Here is a 26,440-nt window from a genome sequence, read left to right as displayed (position 1 = left end):
GGCATGATCACCGACCGTCCAGCCCGGAACCGGTCCTCCCGGGGGACCTGGGGCGCAGCCGGGCCGCGGCGGACCGGGCCTGACGGCGCATCCGGCCGGACAGCGTCGGCGGGCGCGGCGCGGCGGCGATCAGCTGCTCCGACAGCCACAGGGAGCGCTTCTCGAGGTCCAGCTCGTCCAGCAGCCGGTCGATGTCGGCCAGCAGAGCGCCGTACAGGTCCCAGCTCTCCCAGCGCCGCTCCGTCTCCGCGCGCAGCAGCACGGCGATCCGGTCCCGTTCCTCCCGGCCGCGCCGCAGGGCGTCCTCCAGCCGGGCCTCCGCCTGGTCGGCGCCCTCCGTGACCTGGGCTGCGATCAGCCGGCCGAAACTGTCGACGGCGTCGGCCATGTCGGCGAACAACTCGTCGATGCCGGCGGCGAGCTCACCGGTGAACAGCGGCTCCCGCGCGCCGCGCTCGCGGTCCAGCTCCGTCAGCGAGCGGCACAGCGTCCGCAGCAGGACGGTCGAGACCTCCAGGGTGTCCAGCCCGCTGCGCAGCAGGAGCCGGGTCATCGCGCCCTCCGCCGGTTTCACCCGCGGGTTGAGCCGGGTCCCCTCCTCCGCCCTGCGCAGCGAGGCGTCGAACCGGGCGACCTCGTTGTCCAGCCGGCGTGCGTCCATCAGCCAGGAGCGGGCCTGCCCCGCGGTGGCGCCGGCGCGCACCTGACGGCCCATGCGGAGCATCAGCGCCCGCATGTGCTCGGCCAGCTCGCGCACCGCGTCACCGGCCGGCTCCACGAAGGCGGGGGGCGGCACGACGACGTTGAGCAGCACCCCGACGCCGGCCCCGACCAGGGTCTCCAGGACGCGGTCCAGCGCCTCGCCGGAGGGGGCGGGGACGGCCAGGATGAGCATCGCGCTGATCGCGACCTCGGCCACGAACTCGTCCACCCGGATGAAGTGACCGATCACCAGCGACGCCAGGATGATCAGCCCGAGGCTCCACCAGGTCAGCCCGATCAGCTCCGCGAAGCCCACCGCGATGAGGACGCCGGCCACCACGCTGACCACCCGTCGGATGCCCGTGGTCACCGTCGTGTAGAGCGTCACCTGCACCACGAGCAGGGCCGTCAGGGGCGCCGTCAGCGGCGCGGGGTTGGGCAGCAGGCGGACGGCCACGGCGTACGACAGCACCGCGGCCACGGTGGAGCGCGCCGTCTGCACGACGATCGGGTCGTTGGTGCGCCGCAGGAGGTCGGCGAGCGGGGCGGGGAGGGCGCCGGGCACCCTGCCAGTCTCCCCGGGCGCGGGACGCCGGCACCGGGGCAGCGGGTCCGGTTGCGCCGACCGCGTGAATACCCGCCCCCGACACGCCCCTGAGGCGCCGTCGGCGGCCCCGGCGGGGGCTTCATGGTCCGGGGCCGGAGTGTGTCCGAGCAGGGGAGCGAGGTGCCTATGGCGTGCGCGGTGCGGCGCTTCCGGGCCCTTGCCGCGGTGCTCGTCCTCGCGGCCGCCGCGGTCGCGTGCGGCGGCGGCGCGTCGCGGACGTCGGGACGGGCGACACTCGACTGGTACAACTTCCCCGACGACTCCGGGGCGCTGCAGCAGGCCGCCGACCGCTGCAGCCGGGCCTCCGGCGGACGCTACGTCATCCGCTACAACAAACTCCCCCGGACGGCCGACGGCCAGCGGCAGCAGCTCGTACGCCGGCTGGCCGCACACGACCCCGCGCTCGACATCCTCGGCCTGGACGTCACCTGGGCCCCGGAGTTCGCAGAGGCCGGCTGGATCCGCCCGTGGACCGGCACCCGGCGCGCCGAGGCCGTCCGGGACACCCTCGCCGCGCCGGTGCGCACGGCCACGTGGAAGGGCCGCCTCTACGCCGTCCCGTACAACACCAACGTCCAGCTGCTGTGGTACCGCGCGGACCTCGTGCCGGAGCCGCCGACGACGTGGGCCGGGATGCTCGACGCCGCCCGCGCCCTGGCGAAGGCCGGCAAACCCCACCGGATCGAGGTCCAGGGCGCCCAGTACGAGGGGCTCACCGTGTGGTTCAACACGCTCGTGGCCAGCGCGGGCGGTTCGATCCTCAACGCCGACGCGACCGCGCCCTCGCTCGGCGCGCCCGCCGTCCGGGCCGCGGGCATCATGCGCGACCTGGCGGTCTCGCCCGCCGCCGACCCGTCGCTGTCCAACCAGACGGAGGACCAGAACCGGCTCGCCATGGAGTCCGGCAGCGCCGCCTTCCAGGTGAACTACCCCTTCGTGTATCCGGCGATGAAGGCCGACAACCCGGAGCTCTTCCGGCACCTCCGGTGGGCCCGCTACCCCCGGGTGGACGCCGACCGCCCCGCACGGGTCACCATCGGCGGCATCGACCTCGCCGTCGGCGCGCACAGCCGCCGGCCCGAGCTCGCCTTCGAGGCGGCGCTGTGCCTGCGCGACCGGGACAACCAGCGGGCCGCCGCGCTCCGCGGCGGCCTGCCGCCGACCCTGCGCTCCCTCTACGACGACCCCCGGATCGAGCGGAGCTACCCCTTCGCCCAGGACATCCTCGCCGAGCTGGAGAACGCCGCCCTGCGTCCGCAGACCCCCGCCTACCAGAACGTGTCCATCGCGGTGTCCCACACCCTGTCACCACCCGCCGAGATCCGGCCGGCCGATTCCGTCCGGGACCTGCGGGGGCAGATCGAGGACGCCCTGCAGTCCAAGGGGCTGATCCCGTGACACGGCTGTCGGAGGGCGCCCGGCAGGAGCGCCGGCTCGGCTGGCTGCTCTGTGCCCCCGCCGTGCTCGTCATGCTCGCCGTGACCGCCTACCCCGTGCTCTACGCCCTCTACCTCTCCCTGCACCGCTACGACCTGCGCTTCCCGCAGCTGGCCCGCTTCGTGGGCCTGGACAACTACGCCGCGGTCCTGAGCTCGGGGTTCTGGTGGGAGGCGTTCCAGGTGACCTGCCTGATCACCGTGGTCTCCGTGGCGGTGGAACTGGCCCTCGGCATGGGCCTGGCCGTCGTCATGCACCGGGCGATCCTCGGCCGCCCGGCGGTGCGCACCGCGGTCCTGCTGCCGTACGGCATCGTGACCGTCGTCGCCGCCTTCTCCTGGCAGTACGCCTGGACCCCCGGCATCGGCTACCTCGTCGACTCGGCGGGGGAGGCCCCGCTGACCGACCACTGGAAGGCCATCGGGCTGATCATCCTGGCCGAGGTCTGGAAGACCACGCCCTTCATGGCGCTGCTGCTGCTCGCCGGGTTGGCTCTGGTGCCCGAGGAGACCCTGCGCGCGGCCATGGTCGACGGCGCCACCCGGTGGCAGCGCTTCCGGCTCGTCACGCTGCCGCTGATGAAACCCGCCATCCTGGTGGCGCTGCTGTTCCGCACCCTCGACGCGTTCCGGATCTTCGACAACATCTACGTGCTCACCCAGGGCTCCAACGGCACCGGCTCCGTGTCGATCCTCGGCTACGACAACCTCTTCACGGCGCTGAACCTCGGCATCGGCTCGGCGATCTCCGTGCTGATCTTCCTCAGCGTGGCGGTCATCGCCTTCGCCTTCATCAGGCTGTTCGGCACGGCCGCCCCCGGATCGGAGGACACCGGACGATGAGCACGAGCCCGGCGCAGCGGCGGCGGATCGCCCGCTGGAGCGTCGTCAACACCGCCGTGGTGCTGTACGCGCTGTTCCCGGTGTGGTGGATCGTCGCCCTGTCCTTCAAGGACCCCGCCACCCTCTCCGACGGCAGCTTCGTCCCCCGCGTGTGGACGCTGGAGAACTACCGCGGCATCTTCGCGACCTCCGAGTTCACCCGCGCGCTGCTCAACTCCATCGGGATCGCCCTGATCTCCACCGTCGTCGCCGTCACCCTGGGCACCATGGCCGCCTACGCCGTGGCCCGGCTGCGCTTCCCCGGCAAGGGGCTGCTGATCGGCACCTCGCTGCTGATCGCGATGTTCCCGCCGATCTCCCTGGTGTCGCCGCTGTTCGACATCGAGCGCTTCCTCGGCCTGTTCGACACCTGGGCCGGGCTGATCATCCCGTACATGACCTTCTCGCTGCCGCTGGCGATCTACACGCTGTCGGCGTTCTTCCGGGAGATCCCCTGGGACCTGGAGAAGGCGGCCAAGGTCGACGGGGCCACCCCCGCACAGGCCTTCCGGCTGGTCATCGCGCCGCTCGCGGCACCCGGGGTGTTCACCACGGCGATCCTGGTCTTCATCTTCTGCTGGAACGACTTCCTCTTCGCGATCTCGCTGACCTCCACCACCGCCGCCCGCACCGTCCCGGCGGCCATCGCCTTCTTCACCGGCAGCTCCCAGTTCCAGCAGCCCACCGGATCGATCGCCGCGGCCGCCGTGGTCATCACCGTCCCGATCGTCGTCTTCGTGCTGCTGTTCCAGCGGCGCATCGTGGCCGGACTGACCTCCGGCGCAGTGAAGGGCTGAAGGACCGCACATGGCCGAGATCACCCTCGAAGGCGTCACCAAGCGCTACCCCGACGGCGCGGTCGCCGTCCGCGACGTCAGCCTCGCCATCGCGGACGGAGAGTTCCTGATCCTGGTCGGCCCGTCCGGCTGCGGGAAGTCCACCACCCTCAACATGATCGCCGGGCTGGAGGACATCACCGAGGGCACCCTCCGCATCGGCGGCCAGGTCGTCAACGACAAGGCCCCCAAGGACCGCGACATCGCCATGGTCTTCCAGAGCTACGCCCTCTACCCCCACATGACCGTCCGCCAGAACATGGGCTTCGCCCTGCGGCTGGCCCACGTGGACAAGGCCGTCATCAGGGAGAAGGTGGAGGAGGCGGCCCGCGTCCTCGACCTCACCGGGCACCTCGACCGCAAGCCCGCCAACCTCTCCGGCGGGCAGCGTCAGCGCGTCGCGATGGGCCGCGCCATCGTCCGCGAGCCCAAGGCCTTCCTGATGGACGAGCCGCTGTCCAACCTCGACGCCAAGCTGCGGGTCCAGATGCGCACCCAGATCGCCCGGCTGCAGCGCCGCCTGGGCACCACCACGGTGTACGTCACGCACGACCAGACCGAGGCCATGACCCTCGGCGACCGCGTCGTCGTGATGCGCGGCGGCCTCGTCCAGCAGACGGGATCGCCGCAGGAGCTGTACGACCGCCCGCGCAACCTCTTCGTCGCCGGCTTCATCGGCTCGCCCGCGATGAACTTCCTGCCCGCCGCGGTGGAGGAGGACCGGCTGCGCACCCCGCTCGGCGACCTGCCGCTAGACGACCGCCTCCGCGCCGCCCTGGCACGCCGCGGCGCACCGCGCGAGGTCATCGCGGGATTCCGCCCGGAGCACTTCGAGGACGCCGCGCTCGTCGACCCGGAACGCGGCGGCGCCACCGTCACCGTCACCGTCGACGTCCGCGAGTCCCTCGGCTCGGATGTCTACGTCCACTTCGCCCAGGAGGGCGGCGCGGCCGCCGCGGAGCAACTGGCCGAACTCGCGGCCGACTCCGGCCTCGCCGACACCGGCGCCGGCGGGCCCGAGATCGTCGCCCGGCTCTCCGCCAGGACCCGGGCCCGCGAGGGCGAACGCCTGCGCCTGTGGCTCGACACCGCGCAGGCCCACGTCTTCGACCCGGCCACCGGCGACAACCTCACGCTCCCCGAACGCCCCCGCGACACGGCCGCGGGGTGAGCCCATGGCCCCGGCCCCCGTCCCGCCGCCCCTCCCCGGACCCCTCGCGCACCTTGCCCCAGTCCTCGACGACTGGGGCTACCTGGCGGTCGGCGTCCTCGTCCTGCTCGACAACGGCGGGATCCCGGTGCCCGGCCAGACCGTCCTCGTCGTCGCGGCCGCCTACGCGGGCACCGGACGGATGGACATCGCCGCCGTCGTGGCGGTCGCCGTCGTCGCGGCCGTCGCGGGCGACTGCCTCGGCTACCTCATCGGCCGCAGCGGCGGCCGCGCCTTCGTCCACCGCTGGGGCCGCTACGTCCTGCTCACCCCGGAACGCTTCGAGCGCGGGGAGGAGTTCTTCGCCCGCCGCGGCGACCTCGTCGTCCTGCTCGCCCGCTTCGTGGACGTCCTGCGCCAGACCAACGGCATCATCGCCGGCACCGCGGGCATGCCCTGGTGGCGCTTCCTGCTGTGCAACACCCTCGGCGCGGTCCTCTGGGTCGGCGTCTGGGCCGCCCTCGCCTACGCCGCCGGCACCCGCCTCGGCACGCTCTACGCCTGGCTCACCCGCTTCCAGCTCTACGCCCTGATCGCCGTGGCCGTGATCGCCGCCGCCCTGACCGCCCGCCACATCCGCCGCCGCCGTCTGCGCCGCGGCGACACGGCCTAGAGCAGGTCCTCGATGGTGATCGGCATCTTGCGGACGCGGCGGCCCGTGGCGTGGTGGACGGCGTTGGCGATGGCGGCGCCGGCGCCGACCTGGCCGATCTCGCCGACGCCCTTGACGCCCAGGGGGTTGACGACGGTGTCCTCGACCTCGACGAGCTCGACGTCGACGTCCGGCGCGTCCGCGTTGACGGCGACCAGGTAGTCGCCGAGGCTCGAGGCCGCCCAGCGCCCGGTGCGGGCCTCCATGTGGTTGGCCTCGAGGAGGGCCTGGCCGAGGCCCCAGATCATGCCGCCCATGAGCTGGCTGCGCGCGGTCTTCGGGTTGAGGATCCGCCCGGGGGCGAAGGCGCCGACCATGCGGCGGACCCGGACGAGACCCAGGTCGGCGTCGACGGCGACCTCGGCGAACTGCGCGCCGAAGGTCATCAGGGCGTGTCCGTTCGTGCCGGAACCAGGGCTCCAGGAGCCCAGGGCCTCCAGGTCCGGCAGGAACTGGCGGTGCATCATCTGCGCGTAGGTCTCGCCCGTGCCGGGGTCGTCCCGGAGCACCATGCGCCCGCCCCGGAGCTCGACGGCCCCCGGGTCCGCCCCGTGCAGCGGAGACTCGGCGTCGGCGACCGCCCGCGCGACGAGCGCGTCCCGCAGGGCCGTGGTGGCCGTGTGGACGGCCGCGCTGATCATGCCGGCACCGGCGGAACCGACGGCCGCGGCGATCTGGGGGAGGGCGGTGTCGCCGTTCTCGAAGCGGCACCGCTCGACGGGCAGCCCGAGGGCGTCGGCGGCGACCTGCGTCATGGCCGTGGCCACACCGGTGCCGAAGTCCGGGGTGGCCGCCTGCACCAGCACCGTTCCGTCGGCGTACAGGCGCGCGCGGGCGCGCTGCGGTGTGACGGGCTGGGCGACGGGGTAACCGGCGCTGGCCATGCCCGTGCCGATCAGCCAGTGCCCCTCGCGCCGGGAGCGCGGCCGCGGGTCGCGGCCGGCCCACCCGAAGCGCTCAGCGCCGCGGCGGTAGCACTCCTCCAGTCCCCAGCTCGACCACGGATCGCCGGTCATCGGGTCGGTCGCCGTGATGTTGCGGAGCCGCAGCTCCAGCGGGTCCATCCCGAGGCGCTCGGCGAGCTCGTCCATCGCGCACTCCATGGCGAACATGCCCGAGGCCTCGCCGGGCGCGCGCATGAAGGTCGGCGTCATGGTGTTCGCGCGGAAAAGCCGGTACTCGCCCTCGTAGTGGGGGCACCCGTAGATCTGCGAGGCGACGCCCAGGGAGGGCTCGGCCCACTCGTCGAAGTGCGAGGTGGGGGAGAGCTTGTGGTGGCGCAGCGCGGTGAGCCGCCCGTCCCCGGCCGCGGCGAGCATGATCGTCTGCTCCTGCTCCTCGCGGTGCCCCATCGAGGTGAACATCTGCTCGCGGGTCAGCGCCAGCTTCACCGGGCGGCCCACCGCCCGGGAGGCGATCGCGGCGAGGGCCGGATGGTGCCAGATCATCGCCTTGCCGCCGAAGCTGCCGCCCGTGTAGTGCCCGACGACCCGCACCCGGGAGACCGGCAGGCCGAGCAGCGCCGCGACCGTCTGCTGGGTGGAGGTGATGCCCTGCGTGGCGTCCCAGAGGGTGAGTTCGCCTCCCTCCCAGGACGCGGTGGTCGCCGGCGGCTCGATGGGGTTGTGGTTGTTCGCGGCGTAGGTGAAGGTGGCGTCCAGCCGTACGTCGGCCTCGTCGATCCCCTTCTGCAGGTCGCCCCGGCTCATGCGCCCCGGCATGAAGCCGCCGAAGATCGCCTCGGGCACGTGGGCCAGGTCCCGGCCCTGGTCGAGGGTGGTGACCGAGGGCTCCTCCGCGTACCGCACGTGCAGCAGGCTCGCCGCGTGCTGGGCCCGTTCGTGGGTGTCGGCGACGACGACGGCGATGTGCTGGCCCGCGTAGTGGACGACGTCGTCCTGCAGGGGGAAGAAGGTCTGGCCGGGGGCCGCCGTCCCCGCCAGGGAAGGGAGCAGCGGGGGCTGCGCCGCGATGGGCGGGGTGTTCTCGTGGGTGAGGACCGCGAGGACCCCCTCGGCGGCCTCGGCCTCGCCGGTGTCGATCGAGGTGATCCGCCCCGCGGCGATGTGGGCCCCGACGAGCGCGGCGTACGCCATGCCGGGCAGCGGTATCTCCGCCGAGAACCGCGCCGATCCGGTGACCTTGGGCCGGCCGTCGACCCGGTCCATCGGCTGTCCGACCGCCGGGGTCACGACGGGCTCCCGGTGAGGGTCTCGAGCGCGCGGACCACGGTCCGGCAGGCGAGTTCGACCTTGAACGCGTTCATCGACGTGGGGCGCGCCGCGGCCATTTCGACCCGCGCGGCCTCGTGGAAGTTCTGCGGGATCGCCGGCGCCCCGAGCAGGAACTCCTCGGCGCGTTCGGCCCGCCAGGGCCGGGTGCCCACCCCGCCGAGCGCGAGGCGGACGTCCAGCACCAGCCCGTCCGCCAGCGCCAGCGCGGCCGCCACCGAGACCAGGGCGAACTCGTACGACTCACGGTCCCTGACCTTCAGATACGTGGAGTGGCGGGCGATGGGCACCGAGGGCACCTCGATCACGGTGATCAGCTCACCGTGCTCCAGCGGGTGCTCCCGGTCCGGGGTGTCGCCGGGCAGCAGGAAGAACTCCTCGAAGGAATAGGAGCGTTCACCGCCGGGCCCCTCGGTCCGGATCCTCGCGTCGAGTGCCGCCAGGGCCACGGCGACGTCCGAGGGATGGGTGGCGATGCAGTGCGCGCTCGTGCCGAGGACCGCGTGCCCGCGGCTCGTCCCCTCGATCGCCGCGCAACCGCTGCCGGGCACACGCTTGTTGCAGGCCGACGCGGTGTCGCGGAAGTAGCCGCACCGCACGCGCTGCATCATGTTGCCGCCCATGGAGGCCATGTTGCGCAGCTGGGCCGAGGCGCCGAGTTCCAGCGCCTGGGCGATCAGCGGGAAGCGCTCCCGTACGACGGGCGCCTCGGCGACCTGGGTCATCCGGGCCAGCGCGCCGATCCGCAGCGAGCCGTCGGGCATCCCCTCCACCCCCGTCAGGGGCAGGTCGTTGATGTCGACGAGCCGGCGCGGCGCGAGCACGTTCTGCCGCAGCAGGTCGACCTCGGTGGTGCCGCCGGCCAGGAAGTGGCTCCGCGGGTCGGCGGTGACGGCCGCGATCGCGTCCGTCGTGCCCGTGGCGCGGGTGTAGCTGATGGGCCGCACGATGTCACGCTCCAGTGCCGGTTCCGGGGGCGGCGTCCGGGTCCGCGTCGCGGACCGCGCGGATCGCCGCACGGATGTTGGGGTACGCGGCACAGCGGCAGATGTTGCCGCTCATCCACTCCTTGATCTCCTCGTCGTCCCCGGCGTGCCCCTCCCGCAGCAGCGCCACCGCCGACATGATCTGCCCCGGGGTGCAGTAGCCGCACTGGAAGGCGTCGTGCGCGATGAACGCCTCCTGCATCGGGTCGAGTCGGCCCTCCCGGGCCAGGCCCTCGATGGTCGTGACCTCGCGGCCCTCGCACGTGATGGCGAGCGTCAGGCAGCCCAGCACCCGCCGCCCGTCCACCAGCACCGTGCAGGCCCCGCAGGCGCCCTGGTCGCACCCCTTCTTGGCGCCGGTCAGGCCCAGGTGCTCCCGGAGCGCGTCGAGCAGGCTCACGCGGGGCTCGATGTCCACCGCCCGCCGCTCCCCGTTGACGTGCAGGGTGACCCGGACGGGGTCCGGTCCGCGCTCCGGCAGGACGTCGGACTCCGCCGCGGTGTTCGCCGAGACATGTGAGGACACCGGTCCACCTCCAGATCGGTCTCCCTTTCATGCTGTTTCGCCCGTCAACGACCCGCAACCGGGATCATGCCTCCGCGCGGCGGCACACGGGGCGGACCGGTTCGCCGGGCCGTGCCCGGGTGCTCCCGGCTCCGGGTCCTCGCGGCGCGGCTACCGCTGCCGGGCCGCGTACGCCCGTGCCTTGTTGCGGTTGCCGCACACGCGCATCGAGCACCAGCGGCGGCTGCGGTTCCTGGAGACGTCCCAGAAGACCCAGCCGCAGGTGTGCTCGGCGCAGCGCTTGAGGCGCGCCGCGTCGCCGGTGGTCACCAGCGCGCTCCAGGCCAGGGCGATGCGGGCGAGCGCCCCGTCCACGGGCGGCAGCCCCGGCGCGGGGGACAGCACGGACCGGTCCCCGCCGACCGCGACGTGGACGGGCAGCCCCCGTAGCACCTCTTCGGCGGCCGCGACGGCCCCGGGGTCGGGGGTGTCGCCGACGTTGGCGCCCAGCACCTCGCGGATGCCGGCCCGCAGGCGCAGGGCGCGGTCGTGCTCGCCGGGCGTGACCGGCGTGCTGTCGTCGAGCAGGCCGCGGGAGGCGAGGAAGACGGACAACCGGTCCGGTGCGGCCAGGGCGTCCGTGCCGAGGTCGAGGTCGACGGTGTTGGCGAACGCCCAGGACATCGTGCCGGAGCACATGATGGGCCGCTACAGCGCGGTCAGCAGGCTGTTCAGCTGGGGTGCCATGCCGCTCGGCGCGGCCCTGGCCGGCGTCCTGGCCGAACTCGGCGGCCCCCGACTGGTGTTCGCGGTCCTCGCGGTCGTCGCGGCCGCGGCGCTCGTCCCGTTCCAGAGGATCGCCGGCCCGGCACGCGCCTAACGCTGAGCGTCTTCCAGCTGCCGGACGACCGCCTCCGCGACCGCACGGGCGCTGCCCGGGTTCTGACCGGTGATCAGCCGCCCGTCCTCGACGACGTAGGTGTCGAACGGCCGCCTGGCCATGGAGTAGTCGGCGCCGAGCTTCTTCAGCTCGTCCTGGAGGCTGTACGGCACCGCCTCGGCCCGGTGAGCGAGTTCCTCCTCGGGCCACGAGAACCCGGTCACCCGCCTGCCCCGGACCAGCGGTTCGCCGCTGCTCAGCGTCACGTTGAGCAGACCCGTCGCACCGTGGCAGACCGTGGACACGATCCGGCCCGACTCGTAGAACCTGGCCATCAGGTCCTCCAGTTCCCGGCTCTGCGGGAAGTCGAACATCACGCCGTGGCCGCCGGTGAGATAGATGGCATCGTAGTCCTCGAGGTTCACGTCGGCGACCGGCACGGTGTCCTCGAGGAGGTCCATGTACTCGCGGTCGGCGTAGTGCCCGCCGGTGCCGAGCTCCCCCAGCACCTCGTGGGAGAGGCTCTCCGGGTCGAGGGGGACCTTGCCGCCGGCCGGACTGGCGATGTCCATGGTGTAGCCGTCCTGCTCGACCACGTCCCAGAAGTGCGTCAGTTCCCCGAGCCACAGCCCGGTTCGCATCCCGACCTTCTCGTACTCGTCGACGTTGGTCACGATGACCAGGATCTTCTTGGTCACAGGCATGCCAGTGCCCTCTTCCCCGCGGGATTCGGTGCTCGTCGCGGCGGTCGACACCGCTGTGGCACCCCGTCGGTTCGAGCGTAAATGGGCCATTTGGGGCAGGCAAGGCGGTCCGGCGGGCCGGGCACCGGCTACGCCACGCAGAACTCGTTGCCCTCCGGGTCGCGCATCACCACCCCGTAGTGGTCCACGCCCGGTTCGGCGAGCACGCGCAGGCGCGAGGCCCCCGCCGCGACCAGCCGGCCGGCCTCGGCCTCGACCCGCTCCCTGCGCGTCTCCAGGGGCACCTCGGCCCGCTCGCCGCCCACCTTGACGTCGAGGTGGAGCCGGTTCTTGACCACCTTGCCCTCGGGCACCTGCTGGAACCAGATCCGGGGCCCGTCACCCGCCGGGTCCACGATGGAGTCGCAGCAGTCCCCCTTGCCGAGCTCCTCCTCGGGCACGCCGACGGAGAGCCAGTACTCCCGCCAGGTGGGGAAGCCGTCCGGCGCGTCCTCGAGGCGGTAGCGCAGCGCGTCCGCCCAGAAGCGCGCCTGCGCCTCCGGATCCGCGCAGTCGATCGTGAGCTGGAACGCGACCATGGTGTGCCTCCGTCGAAGTGGCCCGCCCGGTGCCTGCACCGGTGGGGCCATGCTGCCCGACGGGTACGACAGTCTCAGCCGTTCTCCTCGATCCTGAAGCCGACCTTCAGCCCGACCTGGTAGTGCCCGACCTGCCCGTCCGCCAGGTGACCGCGGATCTGCGTGACCTCGAACCAGTCGAGGTTGCGCAGGGTCTCCGAGGCCCGGCTGAGCCCGTTGCGGATGGCGGCGTCCAGGCCCTCGCTGGACGAGCCGACGATCTCGGTCACCCGGTACGTGTGGTCGGTCATGGGGCCTCCCTGATCGGTGGGACGGGCGGTTCCGCCGCCCCTCCACGGTGCCTCATCACCCGTCGGGCCGCGAGAGGAAGGGGCCCCGGGGCGTTAGCCCGCGGCGTGCCGCGGGAAGGGGCCCCACATGGCCAGGGCGAACGACGAGGTCGAAGCCCTGCTCCGCGAGTACGCCGACCTCATCCGCATCACCGGCGGCGACGCGTTCAAGGCGCGCGCCTACGAGAAGGCCGCCCGCGCCATCGGCGGCCACCACGAGGACGTCTCCCGGCTCGACGACAAGGAGCTGCGGAAGATCCCCGACGTGGGGAAGTCGGTGGCCGGGAAGGTCGCCGAGTACCTGCGCTCCGGCACCGTCCCCGCCCTCGAGGAGCTGCGCTCCCGCATCCCCGCGGGCGTACGGGAGATGACCGCGATCCCGACGCTCGGCCCCAAGCGGGCCATGATGCTCTACGAGGAGCTGCACATCGCCTCGGTGCGGGAACTCGCCGACGCCATTCACCAGGAGCGCCTGCGCGGGCTGCCCGGCTTCGGCGCCCGCACCGAGGAGAACATCCTGCACGGCATCGGCCTGCTGCAGTCCTCGGGCGGCCGGGTCCCGCTCGATGTCGCCACGGATGTCGCCGAGGAGGTCGTCGCCGAGCTCTCCGCGCTCCCCGGGTGCGAGCGCTGCACGTACGCCGGCTCGCTGCGCCGCATGCGGGAGACCGTCGGGGACGTCGACGTCCTCGTCGCCGCCGAGCGGTCCGGGCCCTTCATGGAGGCGTTCGTCCGGATGCCCGTCACCGCGGAGGTCGTCGTGCGGGGAGCGAAGAAGACCTCGATCCGCACCGCCAAGGGCCTCCAGGTCGACCTGCGGGTGGTGCCGCCGGACTCGTGGGGCGCGGCGCTGCAGTACTTCACCGGCTCCAAGGCCCACAACATCCGCGTCCGGGAGCTGGCCGTCCACCACGGCCTCAAGCTCTCCGAGTACGGGCTCTTCGACACCGCGACCGGCGAGCGGGTCGTCTCCCGGACCGAGGAGGAGGTCTACGCACGGCTCGGCCTGCCCTGGATACCGCCCACCCTGCGCGAGGACCGGGGCGAGATCCAGGCGGGACTGGCCGGGGAGCTCCCCGAGCCCCTCGCCCTGCGCGCCGTCCGCGGCGACCTGCACACCCACACCGACCTGACCGACGGCCTCGCCGGGCTGGAGGAGATGGTGGCCGCGGCGGCGGCGCGCGGCTACGCCTACTACGCGGTCACCGACCACGCGCCCAATCTGTACATGCAGCGCATGACCGACGCGAGGATCCTCGCCCAGCGCGAGCAGGTCCGCCGCCTGGACCGCTCGCACAAGGGCATGCGCGTCCTGCACGGCACCGAACTCAACATCGGCCCCGACGGGGACGTGGACTGGCCGGACGAGTTCCTGGCCGGCTTCGACCTGTGCGTCGCCTCGATCCACTCGCACTTCAACCAGGACCGCGACGCCCTCACCCGGCGCCTGGTGCGCGCAGCCGAGAACCCTTGCGTCAACATCATCGGCCACCCCACCACCCGGCTGCTGGGCAGGCGCCCGGGCGTCGACGCCGACCTCGACGAGGTCTTCGCCGCCTGCGCCCGCACCGGCACCGCGCTCGAGGTCAACGCCCAGCCCGACCGGCTCGACCTCGGCGACGAGCTGATCCTGCGGGCCCGCCGCCACGGCGTGCGGTTCGCCGTCGACAGCGACGCGCACTCCACCGTCCACCTGGACTTCATGCGCTACGGCGTCGGCACCGCCCAGCGGGGCCGGCTCACCGAGGACGACGTCGTCAACGCCTGGCCGCTCACCCGGCTGCGGCGCTTCCTGCGCAAGGGCCGCCGTACGCATCCGTGACCGTACCCGGGGTAGGCGCAGCGTGAGGGCCCCGTACCACGCCCCGACATCGAGGAGGACACGATGCTGCTGCTGGGATTCGTGCTCATGGGCGCCACCGCCGCCTTCACCGGGCTCCTGATCGCGGAGAACCTCGGGGGAGGCCCCGACTACACCGTGACGTTGTTCGGCTCGGACATCGCCACCGTCAACACGCTCGGCGCGTTCCTCGCCGGTCTCGCGCTCGCCCTGGTGTTCTGCCTGGCCTCGGTCATCGCCCTGGCCGGCGCCGGACGCGAGCGCAGCCGCCGTGCGGAGCTGCGCCGGCTGCGCCGCCGGGCCCGCGCCGCCGAGACGGCGCCCGACACCACCACCGCCGGCACCACCGCCCCCGCCGCCGGTACCGCCAGGACCGACGACGAGGCGGCCACGACGCAGAAGACCCCCTCGGCGTCGTCGCGCCGCCGGGGCATGCACCTCTTCGGCCACTGACCCACTGACCCACTGACCCACCGACCCACCGCCCCCCGACCCATAGAGCCGGGGCGCCCGGCCACCACCGGTACGTACGACGGACCGCCGAAGATGCCTCCCGGACCCGCTGCCGCCATTCTTGGAACGGGGCAGGACAAGGAGGCCGGTACGTGTCCACCGCGAAGATCTGCTGTGTGGCGGGCGCCCCGTGCTGGGTCAGCCTGATGGCACGCGACCTGGACGTGGCGAAGGCGTTCTACGGACCACTGCTCGGCTGGGAGTTCGAACCCGGGCCCTCACGCTGGGGCCCGTACGAACGCGCGCTGGTGAACGGCACGGAGGTGGCCGGCATCGGCGCCATCGCCCGCGACTGGGAGACCTCGGTGTCCTGGACCACCTATTTCGGGGTGGAGAGCGCCGACGCCACGGCCTCCGACATCCGCGACCGCGGAGGCACGGTGGCCGTCGGCCCGCTCGACTTCGACGCCGGGCGGCTGGCGCTGGTGGCCGACTCCATGGGCGCCTCCTTCGGTATCTGGGAGGGCGAGCACGGCCCCGCCCGCAAGCTGCGCATGCACGGCGCCCCGTCCTGGATCGAGCTGCGCACCCGCGACGCCTTCGCCGCGGCCCTGTTCTACGGCGAGGTCTTCCACTGGGACCGGCGGGGCCCCCGCTACGTCGTGGAATGGGAGAACGACCGCGTCGTCCTCTACGTCGACGGGCACAGCGTCGCGGGCATCCGCGGCGGGGGCGTCGAGGCCGCGGCCGACCCCAAGGTCCGGCCGCGGTGGCACGTTTTTTTCACCGTCGCAGATGTCGACGAGGCCGTCCGGCGCGCCAAGGACCTCGGCGGCGAGGTGACCGGCGAACCCCTCGACAGCGCCTACGGCAGGGTCGCGGGCATCCGCGACCCGGAGGGCGGACTGCTCTCCCTCGTCGCCGACCACCAGTAGCACGCGCCCGCCGCGTCCCATCGGATGAACCTCGCCCCGCCATCGTCCCGCCGGGTCGCGGACACCCCGGCGGGGCACTAGAGAAGCGGCCATGGAGTGGTTCACGGCACCCGACTACTGGCTGAGCCGCGTCGTCGTCCAGCGCGGGCTGGGCGTGCTCTACCTGGTCGCCTTCCTCACCGCCGCCGGCCAGTTCCGCGCCCTCATCGGCGAGCACGGGCTGCTGCCCGTCCCGCGCTTCCTGCGGGACGTGCCCTTCCGTCACGCGCCCAGCCTGTTCCACCTCCGCTACTCCGACCGTCTCTTCGCGGCCGTCGTGTGGGGCGGTGCCGCGCTGTCCGCAGCCGTCGTCGCGGGCGCCACCGACCTCGTGCCGCTGTGGGCCGCCATGCTGATCTGGGCGGTGCTGTGGCTGCTCTACCTGTCGATCGTCAACGTCGGCCAGACCTGGTACGCGTTCGGCTGGGAGTCCCTGCTGCTGGAGGCCGGCTTCCTGGCGGTGTTCCTCGGCAACGACGACACCGGGCCGCCCGTGCTGATCCTGTGGCTGATGCGCTGGCTGGTCTTCCGCGTCGAGTTCGGCGCCGGACTGATCAAGATGCGGGGCGACGCCTGCTGGCGCGATCTGACCTGCCTCTACTACCACCACGAGACGCAGCCCATGCCCGGCCCGCTCAGCTGGTTCTTCCACCACCTGCCGCGCGGGGCGCACCGGGCCGAGACCGCCGCCAACCACTTCGCCCAGCTGGTCGTGCCCGTCGCCCTGTTCACCCCGCAACCGGTGGCGGGCGTCGCCGCCTGCGTCGTCATCCTCACCCAGCTGTGGCTGGTGCTCTCGGGCAACTTCGCGTGGCTGAACTGGCTGACGATCGTCCTCGCCGTCGCCGCGCTCGACGGCTCGTACGCGGCCGCGCCGCCGCCCGCGGCGTCCGTTCCCCCGCCCGCCTGGTACGCGGCCCTGGTGATCGCCGCCACCGCCCTGGTGGCCGTGCTCAGCTACTGGCCCGCCCGCAACCTGCTCTCCCGCGGCCAGATGATGAACGTCTCCTTCAACCGGCTGCACCTGGTCAACTCCTACGGGGCCTTCGGCAGCATCAACCGGATGCGCCTGGAGGTCGTGGTCGAGGGCACCGACGCCGCCGAACCCGGCCCCGGCACCGTGTGGAAGGAGTACGGCTTCAAGGGCAAGCCCACCGACCCGCACCGGCTGCCCCGCCAGTTCGCCCCGTACCACCTGCGGCTGGACTGGATGATGTGGTTCGCCGGGATCTCCTCGGCCTACGCGTGGAGCTGGTTCATCCCGTTCGTCGGCAAGCTCCTGGAGAACGACCCCCGCACCCTGCGGCTGCTGCGGAGCAACCCCTTCCCGGACGCCCCGCCCACCTACGTCCGCGCCCGCCTGTACCACTACCGCTTCACCGACTGGCGCACCCTGCGCGCCACCGGGGCCTGGTGGGAGCGGAGCCTGGTGCGCGAGTACCTCCCGCCGGTCGACCGCGAGGGCCTGCGCCGCCATGGCTGACGACGTCCGTGCGTCCCGGCCCCGGCCCCGGCCCGGACACGGCCTACGGCGACGGTCTCGACGGCGCGACGACGGCGGCGGGGCCGCGGCCACGGGGCCGACGTTCACGGCGTCCTCGACCGGTTGGCCCGCGCCTGGCACCGGCCCTCAGTCGCGCCACGGGGTGGGACGGATCTCGAAGCCGGTGAGCCCCTCCGGCTCCTCCTCGACGACCTCCACACGGTCCACGATGGACAGCGGCGAGCCCTCGTGCGACCAGGCCACCATCTCCGCCACCGCCTCGGGCGGGCCCTCGAAGACCGCCTCGACCGTGCCGTCCGGCCGGTTGCGGACCCAGCCGGCGACACCGGTCCCGCCCGCGGTCGTGCGGCAGGTGTCCCGGAAGTACACCCCCTGGACGTCCCCCGTCACCACCACCCGCCGCCGGATCACGACGGCCGCACCTGGCGGATCGCGTCGCGGAAGGCGTCGGCGTCCAGGACGGCCGCCCCACCGGGGTCGTTGTTGAAGTACACGAACACGTCGGAGCCCTCCGGCCAGGTGTCCACGATGCGGTGTGCCCAGGTGGTCAGCGCCCGGGACCCGTAGCGGGGCCACGGCCGGGCGATGCCCTCATGGAAGCGCACGTATCCCCAGTCCGCGGTGCGCCACAACGGCGTCGCCGGGCGCGCCCGCCGGTCGGCCCAGCACAGCGCGGCGCCGCGGCGCTTCAGCAGCGCGCGGATCTCGGGGGTCCACCAGGAGGCGTGCCGCGGCTCGACGGCCACCCGCACACCCGCGGGGAAGCAGCGCAGGCACGTCTCCAGGACGCGGGCGTCGGCCCGGAGGTTCGGCGGCAGCTGCAGCAGCACGGGGCCCAGCCGGTCGCCGAGCCCCTCCGCGTGTGTGAGCAGCCGCCGCACCGGCTCCTCCGGGTCGCGCAGCCGCTTCATGTGGGTCAGGTAGCGGCTGGCCTTGACCGCCATCACGAAGCCCTGGGGCGTGTGCTCCCGCCAGCCCGCGAAGGTCTCCCGGGACGGCAGGCGGTAGAAGGCGTTGTTGCTCTCGACCGTGCCGAAGCGGCGCGCGTACTCCTCCAGCCACAATCGCTGCGGCACCTGGGGCGGGTACAGCACGCCGCGCCAGTCCCGGTACTGCCACCCCGAGGTTCCCACGAGCACGGACATCGCGCGGCCCTGCCGGTTGCTTGCTGGTCCCTATTCAGGGTAGGTCGTAAGGAGTCCTGCATCTCCCCGCTCGCGGGGGTGGAACCATGCACTTCACAGACCGTGCCGATGCCGGACGGCAGCTCGCCGAGCGGCTGCGGCATCTGGAATTCGACAACCCCATCGTGCTCGGCCTGCCGCGTGGCGGCGTGGTCGTCGCCTACGAGGTGGCGCAGGCCCTGCACGCCCCCCTGGACGTGATCGTCGTCCGCAAGCTGGGTGTCCCGTACCACCGGGAGCTGGGCTTCGGCGCCATCGGCGAGGGCGGCGCCAAGGTGCTCAGCGACGACATCGTCCGCATGGGCCACGTCTCCCGCGCCGACATCGACACCGTCGAGCACCGGGAGGAGGCCGAGCTGGTCCGGCAGGCGCACCGCTTCCGCGAGGGGCGGCCGCGCACCTCGCCGGCCGGCCGTACGGTGCTGATCGTCGACGACGGCGTCGCCACCGGCGCCACCGCCCTCGCCGCCTGCGAGGTGGCCCGCGCCCAGGGCGCGGCCCGGATCGTGCTCGCCGTGCCCGTGGCCTCGCCGCAGTCGCTGCCCGCGCTGCGGCACGCCGCCGACGACGTGGTGTGCCTCTCGGCGCCGACCGCCTTCTTCGCGGTGGGGGAGTGGTACCACGACTTCTCCCAGACCGCCGACGACGAGGTGTCCGGGCTGCTCAAGCAGGCCGCCGCCCGGGAACCGCGGACCACCGAGGTGGACCTCGCCGTGGGCGGCGGGGCCGGGGCGCGGCTCGCAGGCACGCTGACCATGCCCGCCGACGCGAGGGCCCTGGTGCTCTTCGCCCACGGCACCGGCAGCAGCCGGCACAGCCCGCGCAACCGCGCCGTGGCCGCCGCGCTCCACCAGGCCGGCCTCGGCACCCTCCTGTTCGACCTCCTCACCTCCGCCGAGGCGGCGGACCGGGCCAACGTCTTCGACATCGAACTGCTCGCCGGCCGCCTGGCCGACGTCACCGAGTGGGCCCGCGGGGAGAACCTGCCGCTGGCCTACTTCGGCGCCAGTACGGGCGCCGCCGCCGCCCTGTGGGCCGCTGCCGACCCCCGGGCCGCCCCGTACGTCTCCTCGGTGGTGTCCCGGGGCGGCCGCCCCGACCTGGCCGCGCCCCGGCTCGGCGAGGTCAGGGCACCCACCCTCCTCATCGTGGGCGGCCGGGACACCACCGTCCTGGAGCTGAACCGGCGTGCCCAGGAAGCGCTCGGCTGCCCCAGCCTGCTGCACGTGGTGCCCGGCGCGACCCATCTGTTCGAGGAGCCCGGAGCCCTCGACGAGGTGGCGCACCTGGCGCGCGACTGGTTGGCCGGTCACCTCCCTGCGACGGCCGGTCCGTGACCGTACCCTGAGGTCAGGGGGTGTGGAAGGGAGTAGGAGGATGCGCCGATGAGCAGCACGTTGACCATGCTGGACTCACTTCCGTCGGCCCACCGCCGGGCCTTCCTCGAACACGCCAAGAAGGTCAGCTTCCCGCAGAGCTGGCGCATCTGCGACGAGGGCAGATTCGCCGACCGGTTCTGGGTGGTCGAGTCGGGGGCCGTCTCCATCGACATGGACGTGCCCGGCCGCGGCGCGGTCTCCGTCGAGACCCTCGGCCCCGGCGAACTCGTCGGCTGGTCCTGGCTGTTCCCTCCCTACCGCTGGCAGGTCGGCGCCCACGCGCTGGGCTCGGTGGGGGCGTACGAGTTCAGCGGGGCCGAGATCCGCGACCTGTGCCGGGACAACCCGGTGCTGGGCCAGGCCATCGTGCTGGCCGCCGCGCAGACCATCGCCCAGCGGCTGGGCTCCGCCCGGGCCCGGATGCTCGACATCTACGGCCCGCGTCTGCAGGAGCACTCCTGAGGGCACGGCCGACCCTCGGGGATGCGCCCTGAGAGCCCCGGCCGGCCAATGGGATTCGGCCACGTGCGTGGGACGCGGCGGCTCGCCGCCGAGCGCGGCGCGGTCGGCGTCCGCGCCCAGGAGAGCGGTCACTACGGACTCGGCCTCGGGCGCGTGGGGTGCCACGCCGCGCTCCCGCGCCTGGCCCACGAGGCCGACGACCTCGCGTGCGAACCACACGGACGCGCCTGGCGCCGGGTGCTGCGCCGCGTTGCTCTCCACGACGGTGCGCATGTGGCGGCGGAAGTCAGGGTCGCGGACCAGTTCGGCGAGTTCCCCCCAGCCGTCCACCTGCTCGGGCGTGGGGTCGTCGGGAAGGTCGGCGGGGGTGCGCCGCACAGGGGCCTCGATGTCGGGGCCGGCGTCGAGCCCTTCGGAGACCTCGTCCACGAACTCCTCGACGATGCGCCGCCGTTCGTCGGCCGACAGCCGTGCCGACTGGTTCAACAGGGTCATCTCCTCGGTGTCCGACTGCCGCTTCGCCACGGTGCCGAGCACCGCGCGGCGCAGCCGCAGTGTCCTGATCTGCGCGTGCAGCGCCTCCAGGTGGACGACGGCGACGGCCGTGACCGTGGTCTCCAGCCGCGCCACGGAGGCGGCGTCGTACAGCCGGTGGTCGCCGCCGCTGCGGCCGGCCCGGCGGCAGCGCGCCGATGTCATACCAGTGACGCATGGTGCGCGCCGGCATGCCGGTACGACGGGAGAGCCGCCCGATGGTGAGCAGCTCCTGGTCGTCGCTCATGCGGCCGAGTCCGGACCTTGCGGCGGCTGGAGGCGCAGTCCCCTGGCCTCCGTGTCACCCCATCCACGTGTCGTCGGCGCCCCTTGTGCCCACCGGGCGGCGGAAGAGTTCGTCGCGGTCCGCGTCGTACAGGACGAACGACCGGTGCGCCTGTGGTGCGGGGCGTACCGCGACGACCTCCGACGCGCGGAAACCGGGCCACGGCTGCCCGCTGTGGCCGGCGCCCTCGGCCGCCTTCGGCGCCGACAGCGGATTGCCGCCCGCGCACCGCACCCGGGGGACGCCGCGGTCGTCGACGAGCACCGCCGTGCCCGCCTCCAGCACCGCCGCGAAGGAGGTCGCGGAGCCTTCCGCGTAGCCGTGGTCGGTGACCCGGGTGTCGGCACGCAGCAGCGCCGGGGTGAGCGACTTCAGGTACTGCCCGATCCCGTCGGCGTCGATGACCGCCACCTGGGCGAAGGCGGCCGCCTTGCCGGGGTCCTCGGTCAGGTACCGGGTCTGCTCGGCGACGTCGCACGAGGCCCTGCCCTTGGTGCCGCCGTACAGGGCGCGCGTACCGCCGGAGACGCTCGGCGCCCCGTACCCGGCGGAGGGCTCGGGCGTCAGGGTGGGTGCCGGGGCGTCCGCGGGAGGGAACTCGGCGGCCCTGCCGGCGGTGAAGGCGTCGAGACCCGCCACCTGGGCCGGCTGCAGCACGATCCGCGGCCTGGCGGGCGAGGGGCTTCCCTCCGGCGCGCCGGTGCCGCCGCCCCCTCCCCGCGTGGCCAGGAAGACCGCCAGGACGAGCGCAGCGGCCCCGAGCGCCGCCAGTGCGGACAGCCCGGCGCTCGACGTCCACCACCTCCGGCGCGCGTGCGCGGGAGGGTCCTGGCCGGGGTCGGAGGCGCCGGGTGGGTTCCGGGGCGGGGGCGGGGTCACTCCCGCATTCTCCGTCCACCCTCCGACCGGGCCGCAAGCCGGGGCATTCCGGACGGGCGGGCTGCCGCCGGGCTGCTTAGCCTGACACCGTGACCCGGCATCCGCCCTCCGCCCCGCCCCCCGCCCCGGGGCTCGCCCACGGCTGGCTGCACGCCCTCGCGGCGGTTCTGGCCGGGTACGCCGTCATGGTGGTCGTGGCGGCTCTGGGACTATGGCTGGCGGGGGCCTCGGAGCTGCCGCAGGGCGCGTTCCTGCCCGTCATCGCGGCCACCGTGGTCATGGCCGTCGGCGGCCGCGTCGGCCTGGAGGGCGGCGCGGGCACCATCGCCCGGTCGGACGCGGCGGTGACCGTCTTCCCGCTGTCCGTCGCCCTCGCCGGGGCCCTCGTCACCGCCTACGTGGTCGTACGGCCGCTGCGCCGCCACGCGGTGGTCCCCGGGCGCCGGATGCTGTGGCTCTTCGTCCGTACGGCCGTGCTGTGGGCCCTCGCCACGCTGTTGATCGCCCTCGGCGCACGCCACACCTTCACCATCTCCACGGGCGAGGAGTTCCTCAACGACCTCGGCGACCTGCTCGGGGTCACCCCCACCATCGGCTTCCGCGCCGACGTACCGGTCACGGTCGTCGCCGGGCTGCTCTGGCTGGCGGTTGTCCTCGTCCTGGCCTTCGCCGTGTCACGGAGGGCGCCGCTGCCCTCCCGGCTGGTGCCCGCGCACACCGTCGTCCGGCCGGCCGCCCGCGCCATGGTGGGCGTGCTGCTCGCCTACGTGGTCGCCGGCGCCGTGATCGCGGTGGTCACCGCCTTCACCCGCGCGGAGCCCGCCGACGGCTTCGCCGTGGTCTTCCTCGGCCTGCCGAACGTGGCCTGGCTCGCCCTCGGGCTCGGGATGGGCGCCTCGTGGCACGGCAATGTGCAGGGGGCGCTCGGCGTGCCGATGCCGGAGGCGCTGGCCGCCGTGCTGCGCAGCGGGGACGGTGACGTCACGCTCGACCTCGCGGCGCTGTCCGAGCACGACGGAAGGGCGTGGTGGCTGGTGGTCGCCGTCGCCGTCGCCATGCTGGGCGCCGGCTGGGCCACCGCCCGGCGCGCGCCGCCCGGCACGGGGCACGTGCGCAACGCCGTCCACCTGGCCGTGGCGTCCGCGGTGGCGATGCTGCTGATCGGCGTGCTCACCCGGATCGACGCGCACTACGGCCTGTCCCTGTTCGGCATCGGCGACCCCTCGGACACCGGCGGCCTCGGCGGTTCGATCGTGCTGCTCCCGAACCTGCTCCCGGCGATCGGCGTCGCCGCGCTGTGGGGCGTGGCAGCCGGTCTCCTCGGCAGCATGGCCGCCCACCTCGCGGCCCGCGCCCGCCCCGCCCGACCGGGCGCCCCGGCCTCCTGACGCCGCCCTGTGCACGTGACTCAGGCTTCACCCGTCCACGTGATCGGGTGGGTCTCGGTGGGGGAGGAGTCGCCGCCGATCGGGGGCTTCGCCGGGGGCGGGGGGCCGGGGTCGCCCGGGCGCACGGCGGGCGGTGAGGAGGCGGCGTAGGTCGCCATGCGGGTGCCGTCGCAGTAGCACCAGCGGTCGTGCTCGGCGTCGAAGAGCCAGACCGCGTCCCCGTCGACGACGGCGCCGATCCTGATGCCGCTCGTGCCGCGGTCGAAGGTCTCCAGGTCGATCCGGCCGGCCGCCAGGTCCTGCACCAGGGAGCGGTACGAGCCGAGCGCCTCCACCAGCCGGCCCAGCAGGGGCCGGGCGTCCGCCGTGCGGGCCGGGGAGCCGCCGACGGCCGGAGGGCCCTGCGGGACCGTGATCAGCAGGCGTCCGTCCACCCAGGCGGACCAGCCGTTGGAGCACACGATCCGCGCCCAGTCACCCCGGTGCTCGGTCACCCGCACCGGCAGCAGCGGATCCAGCCCGGCGGAGGGGCTGGAATCGTCCGGCGCCCGCCAGGTGGGGAGCCCCGCGGACGGGGCGACGTGGGTCGGGACGAACTCCGGCTCGTACACCACGGCCTACCTCCGCATGACGGCCGGCTCCTGGCGCCGCAGCAGCCTGGTGACGACGAGTCCGAAGACCGCCGACAACACCACGAGCATGCCCATGCCCAGGAGCCACATCGAGGGTACGGACCGGAAGAGCGGGTCCGACGTCACGGTGCTGGGCGTGATGGCGTGCAGGTCCAGCGTCGCGGCCATCGCCCCCAGCGCCCAGCGCGACGGCACCAGCCAGGCCAACTGCTCCAGGCCCGGGACCCCGTGCAGGGGGAGCAGCGCACCGCAGAAGACGACCTGCACGATGGCGAGCAGCACCAGCAGCGGCATGGTCACCTCCTCCTTGCGCACCAGGGCCGAGATCAGCAGCCCGAGCATCATCGAGGTGAACGCCAGCAGCGCCACCGCCAGCGTGATCTCCAGCAGCGGCGGCAGCAGGACCCCGCTGCCGCCCTGGGGTCTCAGCCGCACGCCGACCAGGGCCACCATCGTCAGCACCACCGCCTGGGCGATGGTGACCAGTCCCAGCACCACCACCTTGGACGCCAGGTACGCCGAGCGGGACAGGCCGACGGCCCGCTCCCGCTGGTAGATCACGCGCTCCTTGACCAGCTCGCGGACCGCGTTGGCCGCCCCGGTGAGGACCGAGCCGACGCACAGGATCAGGAGCACGTTGAGCGCGTTGTTCCGGCTCAGCGCGCCGCCCGCCAGGGCGCGCGCCATCCCGCCCATCACGAAGGGCAGCGCCACCATGATCGCCAGGAAGGTGCGGTCGGCGGCCAGCGACGCCGTGTAGCGGCGTACCAGCGTCCACAACTGGCCGCCCCAGCCCTGGGGCTTGGGCGGCTTGAGAGGTTCGAGCTCCGTCGGGGCCTCGGGGCGCGCGGGCTCCAGCGCCGCCGCGATGTACTCGTCGTAGAGCGGGGAGGCCTCGTACTGGCCCGTCCAGTCGCGGTTCTCCTGGTGCTCGAACGCCTCGAAGGCCTCCGGCCACTGCCGGAAGCCGAAGAAGGGGAGGGTCTTGGAGGGCGGCCCGTAGTAGGCCATGCGCCCGCCGGGCGCCATCACCAGCAGACGGTCGCAGACCTCCAGGCTGAGCACGCTGTGCGTCACCACGATGACCGTGCGGCCGTCGTCGGCGAGTTCGCGCAGCATCGTCATCACCGAGCGGTCCATCCCCGGGTCCAGGCCCGAGGTCGGCTCGTCCAGGAAGAGCAGCGAGGGTTTGGTCAGCAGCTCCAGGGCGACGCTCACCCGCTTGCGCTGGCCACCGGAGAGCGTGTGGACCGGCTGCCGCACCCGGGCCTCCAGGCCCAGTTCGGCGATCACCTCGTCCACCCGGGCCTGCCGCTCCTCCTTGGCGGTGTCGCCGGGGAAGCGCAGTTCGGCGGCGTACGACAGGGCGCGGCCCACGGGGAGCTGCTGGTGCAGGATGTCGTCCTGCGGGACGAGGCCGATGCGCTGACGCAGGTCCGCGTACTCCCGGTACAGGTCGCGCCCGTCGTAGAGCACCGTGCCCTGGTCCGCCGGACGCAGCCCGGTCAGCGCGTTCAGCAGCGTCGACTTTCCGGAGCCGCTCGGCCCGACCACCGCCAGCAGGCACTTCTCGCCGACGGGGAAGCTGATGTCGTCCAGCAGCACCTTGCCGCCGTCGTCCACCCGCACCGACAGGTCGCGTACGTTGAGCGAGACCTCGCCGGTGTCGGTGAACTGCTGCAGCTTGTCGCCGATCAGCCGGAACACCGCGTGGCCGACGTCGATGATGTCGCCCTGGTGCACGACCGCCCGGTCGACGCGCTGGCCGTCCAGGTAGGTGCCGTTGTGGCTGTGCAGGTCCACGATCTCGTAGCCGCCGTCCGGCAGCGACCGCAGCTCGGCGTGGTGGCGGGAGACGAGCAGGTCCGAGACGACCAGGTCGTTGTCGGAGGCGCGCCCGATGTGGATCGTGCGGTGCGGCAGCGACCGGACCGACGTCGGGTGACGGAAAGTGCCCGTCGCCGCGGGGGAGGCCACGGGCGGCGCCCGGTAGACGCCGGTGGGGGCCTCGGCGCTGCTCAGCCGGGCGCACGGCCCCTGCTCGGCGTGCCCGAAGCGGATGACGCTGCCCGGGCCGACGCCCCACTGCCGGACCTGCCGGCCGTTGACGAAGGTGCCGTTGGTGCTGCCCATGTCGTGCAGCATCCAACTGTCGCCCGCGGGGCGGATCACCGCGTGGTGCCACGACACCCGGGGGTCGTCGAGGACGACGTCGCCGTCGGGGTCGCGACCGACGTGGTAGTCCCGACCCGGGACCAGGATCCGGGTGTCCCCGTCGGTCTCGAGCACGAGCTTGGGCGCGGTGGGCGCGGAACCTCGCTCGGCCACGCTTCGATCGTAGCCGCGGACCGGCCGCCCCGCCTGTCCCACCTGTCCCGCAACGGGCC

The 26,440-nt window shown here is 73.5% G+C and carries 27 protein-coding genes; 13 read left to right on the top strand and 14 right to left on the bottom strand.

Annotated features, from left to right (window positions below):
- Window positions 1–7 precede the first annotated feature (7 nt).
- Entirely contained in the window at window positions 8–1,267 is a 1,260-nt protein-coding gene (locus OIE69_RS08140) for an FUSC family protein (RefSeq protein WP_326571270.1), read from the bottom strand.
- 168 nt (window positions 1,268–1,435) lie between these two features.
- Between OIE69_RS08140 and OIE69_RS08135 the strand changes: the two genes are divergently transcribed.
- The 5 genes from OIE69_RS08135 to OIE69_RS08115 are packed head-to-tail and all read left to right on the top strand — an operon-like array spanning window position 1,436 to window position 6,286.
- The gene (locus tag OIE69_RS08135; RefSeq protein WP_326571269.1) at window positions 1,436–2,707 is read left to right on the top strand and encodes an ABC transporter substrate-binding protein; all 1,272 of its coding nucleotides are present in this window, start codon (window positions 1,436–1,438) and stop codon (window positions 2,705–2,707) included.
- On the top strand, window positions 2,704–3,588 hold the full coding sequence (locus OIE69_RS08130; RefSeq protein ID WP_326571268.1) for a carbohydrate ABC transporter permease: 885 nt from the start codon (window positions 2,704–2,706) through the stop codon (window positions 3,586–3,588). Before OIE69_RS08135 ends, OIE69_RS08130 begins: the two co-directional genes overlap by 4 nt.
- Entirely contained in the window at window positions 3,585–4,424 is an 840-nt protein-coding gene (locus OIE69_RS08125; RefSeq protein ID WP_326571267.1) for a carbohydrate ABC transporter permease, read from the top strand. The genes OIE69_RS08130 and OIE69_RS08125 overlap by 4 nt, the downstream gene beginning before the upstream one ends.
- Before the next feature lie 10 nt (window positions 4,425–4,434).
- Window positions 4,435–5,634, top strand: coding sequence for an ABC transporter ATP-binding protein (locus OIE69_RS08120; protein WP_326571266.1), 1,200 nt, complete (start codon window positions 4,435–4,437; stop codon window positions 5,632–5,634).
- 4 nt (window positions 5,635–5,638) lie between these two features.
- Window positions 5,639–6,286: a DedA family protein gene (locus OIE69_RS08115; RefSeq protein WP_326571265.1), complete on the top strand. Its 648-nt coding sequence runs from the start codon at window positions 5,639–5,641 to the stop codon at window positions 6,284–6,286.
- Here OIE69_RS08115 and OIE69_RS08110 read toward each other — a convergent pair.
- From OIE69_RS08110 to OIE69_RS08095, 4 genes are all read right to left on the bottom strand, one after another.
- A complete protein-coding gene (locus OIE69_RS08110) occupies window positions 6,283–8,517 on the bottom strand; it encodes a xanthine dehydrogenase family protein molybdopterin-binding subunit (RefSeq protein ID WP_326571264.1) in 2,235 nt (744 codons plus the stop codon). The two genes, OIE69_RS08115 and OIE69_RS08110, sit on opposite strands and share 4 nt — an antisense overlap.
- A complete protein-coding gene (locus OIE69_RS08105; RefSeq protein WP_326571263.1) occupies window positions 8,514–9,503 on the bottom strand; it encodes an FAD binding domain-containing protein in 990 nt (329 codons plus the stop codon). The genes OIE69_RS08110 and OIE69_RS08105 overlap by 4 nt, the downstream gene beginning before the upstream one ends.
- A 4-nt stretch (window positions 9,504–9,507) precedes the next feature.
- Window positions 9,508–10,068 (bottom strand): (2Fe-2S)-binding protein, encoded by a 561-nt coding sequence (locus OIE69_RS08100; RefSeq protein WP_392567479.1) that lies wholly within the window; start codon window positions 10,066–10,068, stop codon window positions 9,508–9,510.
- 150 nt (window positions 10,069–10,218) lie between these two features.
- The gene (locus OIE69_RS08095; RefSeq protein WP_326571262.1) at window positions 10,219–10,731 is read right to left on the bottom strand and encodes a CGNR zinc finger domain-containing protein; all 513 of its coding nucleotides are present in this window, start codon (window positions 10,729–10,731) and stop codon (window positions 10,219–10,221) included.
- On the opposite strand from OIE69_RS08095, the gene OIE69_RS08090 reads away from it, so the two are divergent.
- Complete coding sequence (locus tag OIE69_RS08090; RefSeq protein WP_326571261.1) at window positions 10,712–10,927, top strand: hypothetical protein; 216 nt, start codon at window positions 10,712–10,714, stop codon at window positions 10,925–10,927. The genes OIE69_RS08095 and OIE69_RS08090 overlap by 20 nt on opposite strands.
- Here OIE69_RS08090 and OIE69_RS08085 read toward each other — a convergent pair.
- The 3 genes from OIE69_RS08085 to OIE69_RS08075 all read right to left on the bottom strand — a co-directional run bounded on the left by OIE69_RS08085 (window position 10,924) and on the right by OIE69_RS08075 (window position 12,499).
- Complete coding sequence (locus tag OIE69_RS08085) at window positions 10,924–11,631, bottom strand: type 1 glutamine amidotransferase domain-containing protein (protein ID WP_326571260.1); 708 nt, start codon at window positions 11,629–11,631, stop codon at window positions 10,924–10,926. The two genes, OIE69_RS08090 and OIE69_RS08085, sit on opposite strands and share 4 nt — an antisense overlap.
- 128 nt (window positions 11,632–11,759) lie before the next feature.
- Window positions 11,760–12,209: a VOC family protein gene (locus OIE69_RS08080; protein ID WP_326571259.1), complete on the bottom strand. Its 450-nt coding sequence runs from the start codon at window positions 12,207–12,209 to the stop codon at window positions 11,760–11,762.
- A gap of 74 nt (window positions 12,210–12,283) precedes the next feature.
- Window positions 12,284–12,499, bottom strand: a complete 216-nt coding sequence (locus tag OIE69_RS08075; protein WP_089223498.1) for a dodecin — start codon at window positions 12,497–12,499, stop codon at window positions 12,284–12,286.
- Window positions 12,500–12,626: 127 nt separating this feature from the next.
- Here OIE69_RS08075 and polX point away from each other — a divergent pair, with 127 nt between their 5' ends.
- The 4 genes from polX (at window position 12,627) to OIE69_RS08055 (ending at window position 17,288) form a co-directional block, all read left to right on the top strand.
- A complete protein-coding gene (gene polX / locus OIE69_RS08070) occupies window positions 12,627–14,360 on the top strand; it encodes a DNA polymerase/3'-5' exonuclease PolX (RefSeq protein ID WP_326571258.1) in 1,734 nt (577 codons plus the stop codon).
- 63 nt (window positions 14,361–14,423) lie between these two features.
- Window positions 14,424–14,831 (top strand): hypothetical protein, encoded by a 408-nt coding sequence (locus tag OIE69_RS08065; RefSeq protein WP_326571257.1) that lies wholly within the window; start codon window positions 14,424–14,426, stop codon window positions 14,829–14,831.
- A gap of 152 nt (window positions 14,832–14,983) precedes the next feature.
- Window positions 14,984–15,766: a VOC family protein gene (locus OIE69_RS08060; protein WP_326571256.1), complete on the top strand. Its 783-nt coding sequence runs from the start codon at window positions 14,984–14,986 to the stop codon at window positions 15,764–15,766.
- Between the two features lie 91 nt (window positions 15,767–15,857).
- Entirely contained in the window at window positions 15,858–17,288 is a 1,431-nt protein-coding gene (locus tag OIE69_RS08055) for a lipase maturation factor family protein (RefSeq protein WP_326571255.1), read from the top strand.
- A gap of 147 nt (window positions 17,289–17,435) precedes the next feature.
- On the opposite strand, the gene OIE69_RS08050 is transcribed toward OIE69_RS08055, so the two are convergent.
- On the bottom strand, window positions 17,436–17,720 hold the full coding sequence (locus OIE69_RS08050) for an acylphosphatase (protein ID WP_326571254.1): 285 nt from the start codon (window positions 17,718–17,720) through the stop codon (window positions 17,436–17,438).
- Window positions 17,717–18,454 carry a DUF72 domain-containing protein gene (locus OIE69_RS08045; protein ID WP_326571253.1) on the bottom strand — a complete coding sequence of 246 codons (738 nt, stop codon included), beginning with the start codon at window positions 18,452–18,454 and terminating at the stop codon, window positions 17,717–17,719. Before OIE69_RS08045 ends, OIE69_RS08050 begins: the two co-directional genes overlap by 4 nt.
- An 86-nt stretch (window positions 18,455–18,540) precedes the next feature.
- Between OIE69_RS08045 and OIE69_RS08040 the strand changes: the two genes are divergently transcribed.
- Both OIE69_RS08040 and OIE69_RS08035 read left to right on the top strand, forming a co-directional pair.
- On the top strand, window positions 18,541–19,830 hold the full coding sequence (locus tag OIE69_RS08040; protein ID WP_326571252.1) for a phosphoribosyltransferase family protein: 1,290 nt from the start codon (window positions 18,541–18,543) through the stop codon (window positions 19,828–19,830).
- 48 nt (window positions 19,831–19,878) lie between these two features.
- On the top strand, window positions 19,879–20,334 hold the full coding sequence (locus tag OIE69_RS08035) for a Crp/Fnr family transcriptional regulator (RefSeq protein ID WP_326571251.1): 456 nt from the start codon (window positions 19,879–19,881) through the stop codon (window positions 20,332–20,334).
- A 286-nt stretch (window positions 20,335–20,620) separates the two neighbouring features.
- Here the strand turns inward: OIE69_RS08035 and OIE69_RS08030 are convergent, their stop codons facing one another.
- A complete protein-coding gene (locus OIE69_RS08030) occupies window positions 20,621–21,046 on the bottom strand; it encodes a hypothetical protein (RefSeq protein WP_326581041.1) in 426 nt (141 codons plus the stop codon).
- A gap of 123 nt (window positions 21,047–21,169) precedes the next feature.
- The gene (locus OIE69_RS08025) at window positions 21,170–22,033 is read right to left on the bottom strand and encodes a DUF6777 domain-containing protein (protein ID WP_326571250.1); all 864 of its coding nucleotides are present in this window, start codon (window positions 22,031–22,033) and stop codon (window positions 21,170–21,172) included.
- Window positions 22,034–22,122: 89 nt separating this feature from the next.
- Between OIE69_RS08025 and OIE69_RS08020 the strand changes: the two genes are divergently transcribed.
- Window positions 22,123–23,421: a streptophobe family protein gene (locus tag OIE69_RS08020; protein WP_326571249.1), complete on the top strand. Its 1,299-nt coding sequence runs from the start codon at window positions 22,123–22,125 to the stop codon at window positions 23,419–23,421.
- Window positions 23,422–23,441: 20 nt separating this feature from the next.
- On the opposite strand, the gene OIE69_RS08015 is transcribed toward OIE69_RS08020, so the two are convergent.
- Complete coding sequence (locus tag OIE69_RS08015) at window positions 23,442–24,035, bottom strand: SH3 domain-containing protein (protein WP_326571248.1); 594 nt, start codon at window positions 24,033–24,035, stop codon at window positions 23,442–23,444.
- 3 nt (window positions 24,036–24,038) lie between these two features.
- On the bottom strand, window positions 24,039–26,381 hold the full coding sequence (locus tag OIE69_RS08010; protein ID WP_326571247.1) for an ABC transporter ATP-binding protein/permease: 2,343 nt from the start codon (window positions 26,379–26,381) through the stop codon (window positions 24,039–24,041).
- Window positions 26,382–26,440 lie beyond the last annotated feature (59 nt).

Source organism: Actinacidiphila glaucinigra (assembly GCF_035918135.1).
In the GTDB taxonomy this organism is placed as follows: Bacteria; Actinomycetota; Actinomycetes; order Streptomycetales; family Streptomycetaceae; genus Actinacidiphila; species Actinacidiphila glaucinigra.
The sequence above is the reverse complement of the archived record's forward strand: the minus strand, read 5'-3'. Positions and strand labels throughout refer to the sequence as shown.